This window comes from Burkholderia guangdongensis (assembly GCF_013403875.1).
GTDB classification, from domain to species: Bacteria; Pseudomonadota; Gammaproteobacteria; order Burkholderiales; family Burkholderiaceae; genus Burkholderia; species Burkholderia guangdongensis.
In genome coordinates this window covers 52,465-65,527 of the sequence record NZ_JACBNX010000020.1, presented here as the reverse complement: position 1 = coordinate 65,527, position 13,063 = coordinate 52,465, and the positions used below count along the sequence as shown (strand labels likewise).

Below are 13,063 nucleotides of genomic sequence, written 5' to 3'. Positions count from 1 at the left end.
GCCTAGTCCGATCGAACTGCTACGACGGGCAATTTCCGTGCGGACGCACAAGCCGCAAGACCCAATTTCTCTATGAACAGTAGACCTCTCGTTGTAGATCTAGATGGCACGTTGCTGCGTTCGGACATGCTGATCGAGTCAAGCTTTGCATACCTCAAGGCTGCCCCTCACCGATTCGCATCGCCACTGATTTGGCTTGCCAAAGGTGGCAAGTCGACACTGAAAACGGAATTGGCGGCGGCAACCGACATAGATGTGACGGTACTACCGTATGACCCGCAAGTGGTTGCCTGGCTGAAGGAGGAACGCGCAGCCGGACGCTCGCTTGTCCTCGCAACCGCCAGTCACAAGCGATATGCGGAAGCAATCGCGAATCACTTGGGTCTGTTCGACAAAATTTTTGCGACTGATGCCGGCACGAATCTGTCCGCCCATCGCAAGCGCGACACGCTGATTGCGGAATTCGGAGAAAGTAATTTCGACTATGTCGGAAATTCCCACGATGACATTCCGGTTTGGCAAGCAGCCGCGAACGCCTATGTTGTCAATCCATCGAGTAGCGTCGAGCGCGCAGCACGCAAACTCGGCAACGTCGCAAATGTCATCAAATCGAGTCCGTCCATCATTTCGACGTGGCCCAAATCGCTGCGCATCCATCAGTGGCTCAAAAACCTCCTGATCTTCCTGCCGATGCTGGCTGCGCACCAACTTCTGGATACACCGAAGCTGATCGAGTCGCTGCTCGCCTTTCTGACTTTCGGCTTATGCGCATCGAGCGTCTATTTACTCAACGATCTGCTGGATCTTGAAGACGACCGGCATCATCCGACAAAGTGCCGCCGTCCTCTTGCATCCGGTTCGATGCCGCTAATGGTGGGCATAAGTCTATTCCCATTTTGCTTAATCAGCGCCTTCGCGATGGCCATGCTGTTTTTGCCCATTCGCTATATTGCGGTTCTGATCGGCTATTACGTGCTGACGCTAGCATACTCGATGTATTTGAAGCGTTTCGTCATGGTCGATGTGGTCGTGCTGGCGATGCTGTATACGACGCGTATCATCGCAGGTGCCACTGCTGTACAAGTCATGCCATCGTTTTGGCTGCTCGCATTTTCGATGTTCATCTTTCTAAGCCTCGCATTCGTCAAGCGATACGCAGAGCTGCATTCGATGAAAAATCGCGGAGTCAAGCAATCGCGACGACGCGGTTATATACCGGACGATCTACCTCTCGTTTCATCGCTCGGAAGCGCGTCAGGTTATCTGTCGATACTAGTGCTCGCCCTCTATATTCAGGATTCGAATACGGCACGCCTCTACCATCACCCGCAATGGATATGGTTAGTTTGTCCGTTGTTGCTTTATTGGATTAGTCGAATCTGGATTATCACCCATCGCGGTGTAATGCATGACGATCCGATTGTTTTTGCAGCGCGAGACAAAACGAGCATCATCGTGGTGCTCATTTGCGCAATAATTTTCTGGCTCGCAATCTAGAACAAATGCCGGCTCGCACGGCTGCGCCGCATTTCATGACTTCGCCCCGTACGACCACGGAGCCAATCCATCAATGCGGCGCAGTGCAGACCATCACGCGTCGCCCCTTACCCGACGATATACTTCGCGATATCCCGGGCGATACGCGCGTTCGAAAACTTCGGCTTCCAGCCGATCGCCAACGATCCGTCGATCGACAGCACATGCTGCAAACGCAGCATCATCAATTGCTCTCTAGCCAACAGCCGATATCCGAGCGCCTGCGAAAGCAGGTGAATCGGGAGCAACGGAAGCGACACCTTCCGGACCTTCCGGATCGCTAGCTCATCGGCAATTTCGTCGATCCACTCTCTGATCGAAAGCGGGTCAGGTGCTGCGGCATTATAGAAGCCACTTGCGCGGGTTTCGATGATCCGCACGATGAGACTCGCAACATCTACAACATGCACCATGTGCACTTTATGGCTGCCGGTGCCCGGGAAAATCACCATGCCATAACGCTTCATCATGCTGACAAAGCCGCGAAACAGACCTTCACGCCCTTCGCCGCCGATGATGCATGGAATAACAGTTGCAGCACCCGGAATTTTATCGATATAAATCTGCGCCTGTGTTTTTGACCAGCTATATACGCCTTCTCCGCCCATTTGATCGCCGATCGAATAGATCGGCTGACCAGTCTGACGGTACATCATGCTGGTGCCCACGTGAACGAAGTGAGCCCCATTCGCATGATAGCGCTCGTAAAGGTTACTGGCGGCCTGAACATTATTCCGGTAGAAGAATGGTTTCCGCATGAACAGCGGCACACCCTTCGTCACATATTGCACAGCCGCGCAATTCACAACGGCGTCCACATCCGGCAGCGACGAGACAAACTTCGAATCGCTCAGGTCCCCGAGCACATCGACCGAACCGACCTTATCGGTCGTGACGACATCGTAACCCGCGCCCTTTAATTGCTTGACGCATTCCTTGCCTAAAAATCCGGCCGCGCCCGTCACCAAGACCTTCATATCCATTCTCCGAATCACGATTTCGCAATCAAATAAACGCCGATGATGATCACGACAATCCCGGCCATTTTTTGAATCGAAATCGGTTCACCGAAAAAATACCATGCCATGAACAAGTTGACGACATACCCGATCGAGAGCATCGGATACGCAACGCTGACCTGAACCCGCGACAACGCGACGATCCAGATGATCACGCTGAATGCGTAACATCCAAGTCCTCCAAGAATATGAGGCTCGAACACAACCTTGAACGCCGACGCAACGATTTTCGCCTTGTCGATGCCCATCGCATTGATTGCATTGGTACCGGCTTTGAGAAAAAGCTGCGCGAATGCATTCAACATCACGCCGGCCAGAATCAGCAAAAAATTAAAAAAGCTCACACTCCCCCCAATTAAAAATAAATCATGCCCCCAACAATACGGGCTTCAACCGTGTTCCCGCCAGAATCGTTCACTTGTCATTCTGTCAACGTTCGCGCGGTATGCGTGCTGAACCGATCTTGTCTTCAACAACACCCGAATGCTGATCGCCGCGTACCGCCCCAAACCGGCAATAATGGCACGCTTGTCGTGCGGCGCGACCTTGATCACACCAAGGCGATCGTCCTCGTACTGGATAGCGCGATACCGGAACACCTGTCGGAACGATGCCCGATAAGCCTTCTTCTGTACTACCGTCCGATCCTTCATCAACGCATTTGGCAACAGCAGCCCATTCAACGTCAGCCAGCGCAGCAGCGTCTGTGACGGACGCTCGGTTACGGCGGCAGGATAATCGACAGCCTCCGATAGTTCGGCAACCGAGCGCGCACGTTCCGCGCTGTCGATCCGCGCGAGTTGCGCTCTTACAGTCGACGTGTCGACATTGTCGATAAAAAATTGCGGGCCACTCAGTACGTCACGCATCGCACAGCACACTGCTTGCGACGACGCATAGTTGTACGAAAACAGTGCCGTGAGACACCATCGCGTAAATTGACGAAAGATCGTCCAGGTGATGCACCGCTCGGATAATGTCAGTAAAGCGACGACCGATGTGCCTCGGAAACCGAAGTAACGGGTAAACGTTCCGTCCTTCAACTCGAAATCCTCCCCCCAGCACCCGATGCCGTTCAGCGTCACCAACTCGAACTCGTTCTGAAGGGAAAATAAGGCGTCGTCGCCACGTACAAAGAACGGAAACGGATAATGCCGCACCGCGCGTATCGGAAATGCGAAAAACCACCACGCACCGAAATTGGGAGACTTCGTTCCATACTCGGCTTCGAGCAGGTCCCGCACATTGCGCATGTCGAGGCCTTTACCGACGGGTATCCAATTTCCTGCCTCGTAGCTTCCCCCTTTCTCGTGCAACACCGACGGCGCACGCTCACGCATCAGGCTGCCAGCAATCGCGACGCGAGCCTCTGGCGGACAGAACGACAGCAGATGATACGCACGCCGGATCGACTCGATCTCACACGATGCGTCGTCATCCATGAACAGGCAGTGCGTAAAAGTCCCTTCATCCGCAAAGTGCAGCAATCCCCTCGCGAAACCACCGGAACCACCAACGTTTCGATTCGGAATAACTGTCACGCCCGCCGCTTCTGACGGCTCGATACTACTCGAATTGTCGATGACGGCAAGATCGATTTTCCCGCGATAAAGCGGATCGGACAGCAGTTCGCTCCGAATACGCGCGATCGCCGGGATCACGTATTCCTTGCGATTGAAATGCGTGATCACAATGCCAAGCTTGGTGTGCGGTCGAGGTTCGGTCGATGTCGCGAAATGACCGCCTTCGATACGCCCGTGCGTCAGGCTCTCAAGCGCAAAAAATAAAATTCCGTCTGACAGATCAGGCCACACCGGAATCTGCAATTGGATACCGCCGTCCACATCGATCGCCTGCTCGTCCATCCAGAGCGGCTCTCGGCCCAGCCTGTGGACCCCGAATCTGATCAGATATCGACCGTGGCCGAACAGCACCAGATGAAGGTCGTCCAGGCGGCCATACTTCTTCCATGGAGCGACGGTCAGTGCATTGAAATACGTGTCGAACGTAGCAATCCCGCCGGCCTCGAACGTGATGCCGTGTTCGTCTCGCAACGGATGTACCAGTTCATTGCCCGCACGAACATATAGATCAACGTCGATGCCCGATAGCTGCCGGGACAACGTGATGGTCTGTACGACATGCAACAATGGATTTCCACACGAATGCGCAGAACCGCTTCCCTTATCCATGCATCCTCTGGTACGTCAGCAACGAGCCTTCCGGCCAGCGCATTGCAAAAATCCGGGCGGCTTCGCGTCACCCGGATCGCCGTCGATGCGCCGTTGATCGACATCATCTTGTCGATGCGCAAACGCTAGATCAATCGGTTGTCCCGTAGACATCTCGCCAGAATTTTTCGCTGGTCAGCTTCGGGAGCGCTGCCTGATATTCCGCTCGCAACCGCCCGTACGACCGCGCGAATTTGGTCATTACTTTGATGAACTCTGCGAGCGACCGAACGAATTCGGTCTTGTCGTGATGCGCAATGTAGCCTACGCCGGTGGGTTGGTACTGGTAAAAAACAGATTTGTAGCGAAACACCTGGCGCAGCGTTCCTCGAAACCCTTTCTGCTGAAAGACCGTTGCGTCTTTAAGCAAAAAGCGCGGCAGCAGGAATCCATTCAAGCTGAGCAGGCGAACAAAAGTTCGAAATCGGCCTTCGATCACGAGATCGGACTCGTCCAACGCGTAGGTCGCACGATCCAGCGCAGACATCTTTTCCGACGGGGTCAATGCCCCAACCTCTCGGCGAATGTCCACCGTATCCATGTTTTCCAGCCAGAATTTTTCACCCTTGCAGAAATCACCGATCGCCTTGCATACCGCCTTTGCAGTCGCGTAGTTGTATGAAAACACCGCAAAGAAGAAGAAGGCCACGAGCATCTTGACCGTCGACGTCAGGCTGCAACCGCCATGCGTGATTCTCTGCATCAGGAGGCTGCGTACATCGAGATAGATCGGCAACGGACCGCTCTTCAATCCAAAGTCCTCCCCCCAGCAACAAATCCCATTCATCGTCATGATGTTGAATTTGTTCAGCAGCGAGAACATGATGTCATCGCCGCGTACGAAGAACGGAAACGGCAAATATTGGACATCCTCAAGCGCGTATGCGAAGAACCACCAGGCTCCGTAGTTGGGATCCCGCTCTTTCCGGTGCTCCGCATACACCAGTTGTTCCGGTGAACGCATGTCCAGTCCACTCTTCAATGGATGGCACACTCCGTCGAATCGCGCGCCTTTCTCGAATAAGCGGAAGGTCTCGATTTCTCGCAGCAGCGCACCCGCAACTGCAAATTTGGGCGTCTTCGCGTACGACAGAAGCACGTAGGCGCGCTTGATCGACTCGACCTCGCACGACGCATCGTCGTCCATGAACAGACAATGGGTGAAGGAGCCATCATCCTTCAAATGCAGCAAACCGCGCGTGAAGCCACCGGATCCGCCTAGATTCTTGTTCGGCAGGAGCGTCACGCCTTGTGCTTCGGACGGCTCGATGTTCTGCGAATTGTCCACCACGACCAATTCGATCTTTCCGCGAAACGCCGCATCATTCAGCAACTGCTCACGGATTCGCTTGATCGCCGGCAACACATATCGCTTCCGATCGAAATGCGTGATGACTATCCCCAGCTTTACATCGGTCCTAGGTTCCGTCTGCGTCCCGAAATAGCCACCGGAGATCTCACCTTCATCCAGGGCCTCAATGCAGAAATACAGGATGCCGCCATCGAGCCCCGACCAAAACGGCATATCGATCTCGGCCGGCGACCCGGCGCTGAGGGTTACCTGCTGCTCGTAGAGGACCCGATTCGCAAATCCCGCGCGATGCAGTGCGAAGCGAATGACGAATTGGCCGATGCCGGTCAGTGACAAGAACAAATCGCGGATTTCGCAATGCTCTCGATAACGATCAACGGTAACACCGTTGAAGTACGTATCAAAGCGGGCGATGCCCCCTTTTTCGAACCGGATGCTTCCGTCGTTATACCGGATGCAGGCCCGGTTCTCCGCCCGGACATACATTTCCGGCGGAACGCCGAAAGCAAGATTCGGCATGACCAGATTCTGAATTACAGTCGCCATCGATTTCCTTATTTTCGCTGCTCGGCAGCTCGCTCATCGCGCGCCCCGGCCCGAGATTTGCCCGTCTTCGATCGTGCGTGATCTCAGTAGACATCGGGGTCGGTCTAGCGCTGCTCAAATCAAAGCACGTTCATGTGGCTATCCCGCACGGCCCGCCACCAGAGCCTGACCGACTCGACCCGATGATCCCGCACCGCGAGCGCCCCGAACTTCGCAATCGGGATCCACAGCCGCCACGACGGCGCATGGCCGTATCGCCGAAATACCGCAAGCTGATTGCGCAGGTTGTAGTAGTGCTTGGGGCCAAACGGTCCACGCCGCATCCGGCCTTCCACCGTCCGGCAATGGTCGATGGCGCTGATCGGCGCCAGCCAGATCGACCAGCCCGCGGCGCCAAGGCGCAGCGAATACTCGGTGTCGTCGTATGCGAGAAAGAAATGGCGGTTAGGCAAACCGACTGCTTTCGCCGCTTCCGCGTTCAGCAGGAAACCGACGAATGAACCCGTATCGATTTTCACGAGCTGATTGTCGTACTCGCTCGGCGGAATGATCGGCTCACGCAGCGTGGAAGGATCGAAATAACGCCGATGCATTAACGCAAGCGCGCCGAACTCATGAACCGCCGAACAAACCGCACCGACTTTCGCACCCGCGCGTGGCAGTACGTCGACGAGGCGCTCTAGCGCATCGACCCGGGGTACCGCGTCGTCGTCAAGCAACCAGATCCAGTCGGCATTCGATCCAAGCGAGAGGTTCACCCCTGTCGCAAACCCCCCCGCCCCGCCAGTGTTCTCCTCGAGCCGATGAACTACGACGTCCGCTCGTCGTGCGAGCACCCGACGCGTTTCGTCCCCGCTCGCGTTGTCGACGACGATGACAGATGTCAGGGGGGACGACTGTGCCGCCAACGCATCGAGCGTCTGTTCGAGCAGACGTGGCCGATCTCGCGTGACGACGACAGCCGTTATGTTCATTGCAACGGGTCCACGACAAACGCGGGCATCGCTTCGCCCTTGTCGCGTGCCGCGAGGAAACGGTCGGCCGTCTCCAGCGCTTCCTGAATCGTCACGTGCATGTCGAGATAGCGATACGTGCCGAGGCGACCGATGAACGTGATCTTTTCTTCCTTCTTCGCGATGTCGATATAGCGTGCGAGCAGCGTCTTCTCGTCGGCGAGGCGGATCGGGTAGTACGGTACGTCGTTTTCGCCGCACAGACGGCTGTGCTCCTTGAAGATCAGCGTGCGCTCGTGCGATTCCCACGGAGAGAAGTGCTTGTGCTCAGAGATGCGGGTCCACGGCACTTCGGCGTCGCAGTAGTTGATCACCGCGTTGCCCTGATAGTCACCGTCGTGGCGCTCCGTGACGAAGTCGAGCGTGCGATAGCCAAGACGGCCTTCGGTGAACCCGAACCAGCCGTCGATCGGGCCACTGTAGAACACGTGGTCGTAATCAGCCGCCATCTTGCGATCGAAACGCGCGTTCAGATGCACGCGGATGTTCGGGTGGTCGAGCAACTTCTCGACGATGTACGTGTAGCCGTTCTTCGGCATACCCTGGAACGCGCTGTTGTAGTAATTGTCGTCGTAGTTGAAGCGGACCGGCAGACGCTTCAGGATACTCGCAGGCAGTTGCGACGGTTCCATGCCCCACTGCTTCTTCGTGTAGCCGTAGAAGAATGCTTCGTATAACTCACGACCAACGAAGCGCAGCGCCTGCTCTTCGAATGTCCGCGGCTCGACGATCGACTTGTCACCAATCGATTCCATGAATTCGCGCGCCTCGGCTGGAGAGAACGTCTTGCCGAAGAACTGGTTGATCGTCAGCAGCGAGATCGGCAGCGTGTACACGCGCCCTTTGACGATCGCCTTCACGCGGTTCACGAACGGCATAAATTCGTCGAATTCGTTGACGAAGTTCCAGACACGCTCGTTGCTCGTGTGGAAGATATGCGGACCATAGACGTGCACCATCACGCCAGTGTCGGCATCGCGCTCCGAGTGGCAGTTGCCCGCGACATGCGGACGGCTGTCGAACACGTCGACCGAATAGCCCTGCGCGGCGAGGCGATACGCAATCACGGCACCTGAAAAACCGGCACCGACAATACCAATCTTTTGCATGATTTACTCTTGATGAAACTGTCGTCAAAGACGAGTGACAGTTTTTCGAAAGATACGACGTATGATCGAATGTGGGATATTTGATTCCCGCATCGTCCGACACGCCCACTCCGGCCCATCGATCTGTATCCGGGCCGGCTGGCCCTGCGCAATCCGCACGCGCCGACGGCTAAGTACTTGTCCGGGAACGCGGACGATACTAACAAAGGGCTCATGACAGCGTCAATTTGTGAACTTTTGGGTGCTTTTCCGGCAGACTCCTTCACATCACCGACACAATCGAGCCATGTTCGAGTGTCACGCGCTTCGTGGCCAGCCGATCCACGAGCCCCTGGTCGTGAGTCGCGATGACGAGAATGCCGGCATCGCCGACGAACTTCTCGAGCCGTTCCTCGGCCTTCTCCTTGAAATGCGCGTCGCCGACGCTCATCCACTCGTCCATCAGCAGAATCTCGGGCTTGATGACCGTCGAGATCGAGAATGCGAGCCGCAACGTCATGCCGGACGAATACGTCCGTACCGGCATATCGAGAAAGTGACCGAGCTCGCTGAAATCGGCGATCTCGTCCGCGAGCTCGTCGATCTGCTTCGGCTTGAGGCCGAGGAACAGCCCGCGCAGGTACATGTTCTCGTAACCGGTCGACTCGCCGTCCATCCCTAGCATCGAATCCAGCAGACTGGTAATGCGCCCCTGAACGCTGATCTTGCCCTGCTCGGGGGTATAGACGCCGGCGAGCACACGCAGCAGCGTGGTCTTGCCGGCTCCGTTGCCACCGATGAGCGCGACGCGCTCGCCTTCGTGGATGTCGAGATTGATGTCGCGCAGCGCTTCGACGATCGTGAGCTTGCTCGATTGTGCCGCCACAAACCGCCCGCCGCTCGCGGCGGACATCACGGTCCGCTTGAACGATCGTGCGCGCGCGTCGTAGATCGGGAACCGGACCGTCACGTTTTCCAGTGAAATATGCATATGACGTCCCCTCTTACAGCCAGTACGTGACGCGATGCCGGTATCGATTCAGCACGAGCATCGCAAGCACGTTGCCGATCACGGCCATCGCAATCGCGCGCACCCAGATGTACCCGTCCGGCGCGACGCCGAGCAGCGGCTCTCGCAGCAGCTCGAGCAAATAGAAAAATGGATTGGCGTGTATCAGGTGCTGACGCGCCATCGGTAACTGTTCAGCTTTCCAGATGATCGGCGTAACGAAGAACAGCACCTGCACGAGGTTTCCTATCACGGGCTGCATGTCACGGAACCGCGTGCAGAAAATCGCGGTGGCGCAGCCGATCCAGAACAGGTTCGCAAGCACGATCACCGCCGCGAGCGGGAAATACAGCACGCTCCAGTTCAGGTGCACGGGCAACACGGCCCAGACGACCACGAAAACGATGATGTTGTGTGCGAATATCAGCGAGTGCCGATACATGACCCGGAACACAAACAGGGACAGCGGCAACTCCATCTGCCTCAGATAGTGGGTCGACGCGGAGAACGCTTCGCCGAAATCGGAAATCTGGCCGGCAATGAAGCCCCAGAAGATCAGCCCGAGCGCGAGGTGGGGAATGAACGCGGACGGGTTGTAACCGAACAGTGTGCCGTAGAGCGGGCCCATCGCACCGATCATCACGCCCATGCTGATGGTCAGCCAGAACGGCCCGAGTAGCGAGCGTCGGTAGCGCTGGCGGATGTCCAGCATGCCGAGCGCAAGCCAGAGCGACCGCTGATGCCATCCTCCCCTGATGTCCTTTACTGCACTCGAATAATTCACTCTCGGCTGCTCAAGAAATAATTGGCCCGTGATTATACCGGCGAACCGAACCCGAACCGCGGCCAACGCACGTCGTTCGGTGTCAGGGCGCGCCTCGACAAAAGCCGCAATCTTATCCTGAGCAGCCCGCTCAATCTGTCAGAAAAAGTTACTTGCCGCCAGCGGAGCCGCCACACAGCCCCCAATCGGGCGGCGGAAGAGTCAGGTCCTCGGATCTCGCAGACACCGCGCCAACCCCTCCCGCCAATCCGGCGCCCTCAGCCCGAACACGTCGAACAGCTTGTCATTGGACAGCCTCGAATTGTGCGGCCGCGTCGCCGGGGTCGGATACTGATCGCTGGTAATCGGACGCACCTCGACGTCCTTACAATTTGTTGCAGCGAATATCGTCTGCGCAAAATCGCACCACGACGTCTCCCCGGCATTCGTCAGATGATAAATGCCCCGATGCTGGCGCCACCAATCGCGCGCCTCCACGCGATCGGCACAATATCGCGCGACGACATGCGCGGTCAGCGCGGCAATGGTGCAACTCCAGGTCGGCGCACCGATCTGATCCGCGACGACATTCAGTTCGCGGCGCTCCCGCGCGAGACGCAACATCGTCGTCAGAAAATTGCGTCCGGTCGCGCTGTACACCCAGCTCGTCCGAAACATCAGATGCTCGCCGCCAACCGCGGCCACCGCCTGCTCGCCCGCGAGCTTGGTTCGGCCGTACGCGTTCAGCGGCCCCGTCGGATCGTCTTCACGGAATGGCGCATCGCCGCAGCCGTCGAACACGTAGTCGGTCGAATAGTGCACGAGCAATGCGTCGATGCGCTTCGCCTCTTCGGCCAGCACCCCCGGCGCATCGCCGTTGATGCGCCGCGCGAGCGCCTCTTCGGATTCCGCACGATCGACGGCCGTGTACGCGGCGGCGTTCACGATCACCGCGGGACCGATATCGCGCACGACGCGGCGAATCGAGTCGAGATCCGCGAGATCGAGCCCATGCCGATCGAGCGCGACGATCGGCGCGAGCCCCTGAAGCGCGCGCACGAGCTCGAACCCGACCTGCCCGTTCGCGCCGGTCACGACGATGGGCGGCGTATCACGCATAGGTATCGGCCTCGACGAGCGGCTTGCCCGCCGCGTCCTTCACCGCGAGCACGGGTTCGGTTTCGATCGGCCAGTCGATGCCGAGAGCGGGATCGGACCACAGCAGCACACGCTCATGCTCGGGGAACCAGTAGTCGGTCGTCTTGTACAGCAGCTCGGCGGATTCGGACACGACGACGAAACCATGCGCAAAGCCCGGCGGTACCCACAATTGCCGGCGATTGTCGGCCGATAGCGCAACACCCGCCCATTTGCCGAACGTCGGCGAGCCGCGGCGCAAATCCACCGCCACATCGAACACCTCCCCCTGCACGACCCGCACGAGCTTGCCCTGCGCATGCTCGATCTGATAATGCAACCCGCGCAGCACGCCGCGCGACGAACGCGAATGGTTGTCCTGCACGAACTCCACATCCACGCCGATTTCGTTCGCGAATTCCCGCGCGTTGAAGCTTTCGAAGAAGAAACCGCGCGCATCGCCGAACACCTTCGGTTCGATGATCTTGACGTCCGGCAGCGCGGTCGCCGTTACTGTGATTGCCATATCACCCTGTCGTTCAGCAGGTTGTTCAGATAGACGCCGTAGCCGCTCTTCGCGAGCGGCGCCGCGAGCCGGGCGAGTTGCGCGCCGTCGATCCAGCGGTTGCGATACGCGATCTCCTCCGGGCACGCGACCATCAGCCCCTGCCGCTTCTGCAGCGTCGCGATGAACGTCGATGCTTCGATCAACGAATCATGCGTGCCCGTATCGAGCCACGCGAAGCCGCGCCCCATGATCTCGACGCGCAGCTTGCCCGTGTCGAGATAGCGCGAGTTCACGTCGGTGATCTCGAGCTCGCCGCGCGTGGACGGCGCGATATCGGCCGCGATGTCGCACACGTCGTTGTCGTAGAAGTACAGGCCCGTCACCGCATAGCTCGAGCGCGGCTTCGCGGGCTTCTCCTCGATCGACAGCGCACGGAACTGCTCGTCGAATTCGATGACGCCGTAGCGCTGCGGATCGACGACGTGGTACGCGAACACGGTCGCACCGCTGCGCGCGTTCGCGTTGCCGAGTTGATGCGCGAGATCGTGACCGTAGAAGATGTTGTCGCCGAGGATCAGTGCGCACGGATCGTGGCCGATGAAGTCGCGGCCGATGATGAACGCCTGCGCAAGCCCGTCCGGCGACGGTTGCACCGCATAGCTGAGATTCATCCCCCACTGCGCGCCGTCGCCGAGCAGCGTCTCGAAACGCGGCGTGTCGGCGGGCGTCGAGATCACGAGCACGTCGCGAATGCCGGCGAGCATCAGCGTCGTCAGCGGGTAGTAGATCATCGGCTTGTCGTACACCGGCAGCAGCTGCTTCGAGATCGCCTGCGTGATCGGATACAGGCGCGAACCTGATCCGCCGGCAAGAATGATGCCCTTGCGCTTCATCGGACTGC

12 protein-coding genes are annotated in these 13,063 nt (G+C 57.8%); 1 reads left to right on the top strand and 11 read right to left on the bottom strand.

Annotated elements, in window-relative coordinates; translation table 11 throughout:
- Nucleotides 1-72: 72 nt before the first annotated feature.
- On the top strand, nt 73-1,497 hold the full coding sequence (locus HZI36_RS19625) for a UbiA family prenyltransferase (protein WP_179404324.1): 1,425 nt from the start codon (nt 73-75) through the stop codon (nt 1,495-1,497).
- Between the two features lie 107 nt (nt 1,498-1,604).
- Here the strand turns inward: HZI36_RS19625 and HZI36_RS19620 are convergent, their stop codons facing one another.
- The 11 genes from HZI36_RS19620 to rfbA form a co-directional block, all read right to left on the bottom strand.
- Nucleotides 1,605-2,513 carry an NAD-dependent epimerase/dehydratase family protein gene (locus tag HZI36_RS19620; protein WP_179404323.1) on the bottom strand — a complete coding sequence of 303 codons (909 nt, stop codon included), beginning with the start codon at nt 2,511-2,513 and terminating at the stop codon, nt 1,605-1,607.
- A 14-nt stretch (nt 2,514-2,527) separates the two neighbouring features.
- Nucleotides 2,528-2,899 (bottom strand): SMR family transporter, encoded by a 372-nt coding sequence (locus HZI36_RS19615; protein WP_179404322.1) that lies wholly within the window; start codon nt 2,897-2,899, stop codon nt 2,528-2,530.
- A 45-nt stretch (nt 2,900-2,944) separates the two neighbouring features.
- Nucleotides 2,945-4,747, bottom strand: a complete 1,803-nt coding sequence (locus tag HZI36_RS19610) for a glycosyltransferase family 2 protein (protein ID WP_179404321.1) — start codon at nt 4,745-4,747, stop codon at nt 2,945-2,947.
- 130 nt (nt 4,748-4,877) lie between these two features.
- Complete coding sequence (locus HZI36_RS19605) at nt 4,878-6,644, bottom strand: glycosyltransferase (RefSeq protein ID WP_179404320.1); 1,767 nt, start codon at nt 6,642-6,644, stop codon at nt 4,878-4,880.
- Between the two features lie 119 nt (nt 6,645-6,763).
- A complete protein-coding gene (locus HZI36_RS19600; RefSeq protein WP_179404319.1) occupies nt 6,764-7,618 on the bottom strand; it encodes a glycosyltransferase in 855 nt (284 codons plus the stop codon).
- Nucleotides 7,615-8,766, bottom strand: coding sequence for a UDP-galactopyranose mutase (gene glf / locus HZI36_RS19595; protein ID WP_179404318.1), 1,152 nt, complete (start codon nt 8,764-8,766; stop codon nt 7,615-7,617). Before glf ends, HZI36_RS19600 begins: the two co-directional genes overlap by 4 nt.
- Before the next feature lie 262 nt (nt 8,767-9,028).
- Nucleotides 9,029-9,736 (bottom strand): ABC transporter ATP-binding protein, encoded by a 708-nt coding sequence (locus HZI36_RS19590; RefSeq protein WP_179404317.1) that lies wholly within the window; start codon nt 9,734-9,736, stop codon nt 9,029-9,031.
- 13 nt (nt 9,737-9,749) lie between these two features.
- A complete protein-coding gene (locus HZI36_RS19585) occupies nt 9,750-10,604 on the bottom strand; it encodes an ABC transporter permease (protein ID WP_246327141.1) in 855 nt (284 codons plus the stop codon).
- Nucleotides 10,605-10,739: 135 nt separating this feature from the next.
- On the bottom strand, nt 10,740-11,636 hold the full coding sequence (gene rfbD, locus HZI36_RS19580; protein ID WP_179404316.1) for a dTDP-4-dehydrorhamnose reductase: 897 nt from the start codon (nt 11,634-11,636) through the stop codon (nt 10,740-10,742).
- A complete protein-coding gene (rfbC, locus tag HZI36_RS19575) occupies nt 11,629-12,180 on the bottom strand; it encodes a dTDP-4-dehydrorhamnose 3,5-epimerase (protein WP_179404315.1) in 552 nt (183 codons plus the stop codon). The genes rfbD and rfbC overlap by 8 nt, the downstream gene beginning before the upstream one ends.
- Complete coding sequence (gene rfbA, locus HZI36_RS19570; RefSeq protein WP_179404314.1) at nt 12,165-13,055, bottom strand: glucose-1-phosphate thymidylyltransferase RfbA; 891 nt, start codon at nt 13,053-13,055, stop codon at nt 12,165-12,167. The genes rfbC and rfbA overlap by 16 nt, the downstream gene beginning before the upstream one ends.
- Between the last annotated feature and the right edge of the window lie 8 nt (nt 13,056-13,063).

Excerpts from the sequence above, each read along its gene's own strand:
- HZI36_RS19625 (WP_179404324.1), top strand. The coding sequence starts at position 73 with ATGAACAGTAGACCTCTCGTTGTAGATCTAGATGGCACGTTGCTGCGT.
- HZI36_RS19620 (WP_179404323.1), bottom strand. The coding sequence starts at position 2,513 with ATGAAGGTCTTGGTGACGGGCGCGGCCGGATTTTTAGGCAAGGAATGC.
- HZI36_RS19610 (WP_179404321.1), bottom strand. The coding sequence starts at position 4,747 with ATGGATAAGGGAAGCGGTTCTGCGCATTCGTGTGGAAATCCATTGTTG.
- HZI36_RS19605 (WP_179404320.1), bottom strand. The coding sequence starts at position 6,644 with ATGGCGACTGTAATTCAGAATCTGGTCATGCCGAATCTTGCTTTCGGC.
- HZI36_RS19600 (WP_179404319.1), bottom strand. The coding sequence starts at position 7,618 with ATGAACATAACGGCTGTCGTCGTCACGCGAGATCGGCCACGTCTGCTC.
- glf (WP_179404318.1), bottom strand. The coding sequence starts at position 8,766 with ATGCAAAAGATTGGTATTGTCGGTGCCGGTTTTTCAGGTGCCGTGATT.
- HZI36_RS19590 (WP_179404317.1), bottom strand. The coding sequence starts at position 9,736 with ATGCATATTTCACTGGAAAACGTGACGGTCCGGTTCCCGATCTACGAC.
- rfbD (WP_179404316.1), bottom strand. The coding sequence starts at position 11,636 with ATGCGTGATACGCCGCCCATCGTCGTGACCGGCGCGAACGGGCAGGTC.
- rfbC (WP_179404315.1), bottom strand. The coding sequence starts at position 12,180 with ATGGCAATCACAGTAACGGCGACCGCGCTGCCGGACGTCAAGATCATC.
- rfbA (WP_179404314.1), bottom strand. The coding sequence starts at position 13,055 with ATGAAGCGCAAGGGCATCATTCTTGCCGGCGGATCAGGTTCGCGCCTG.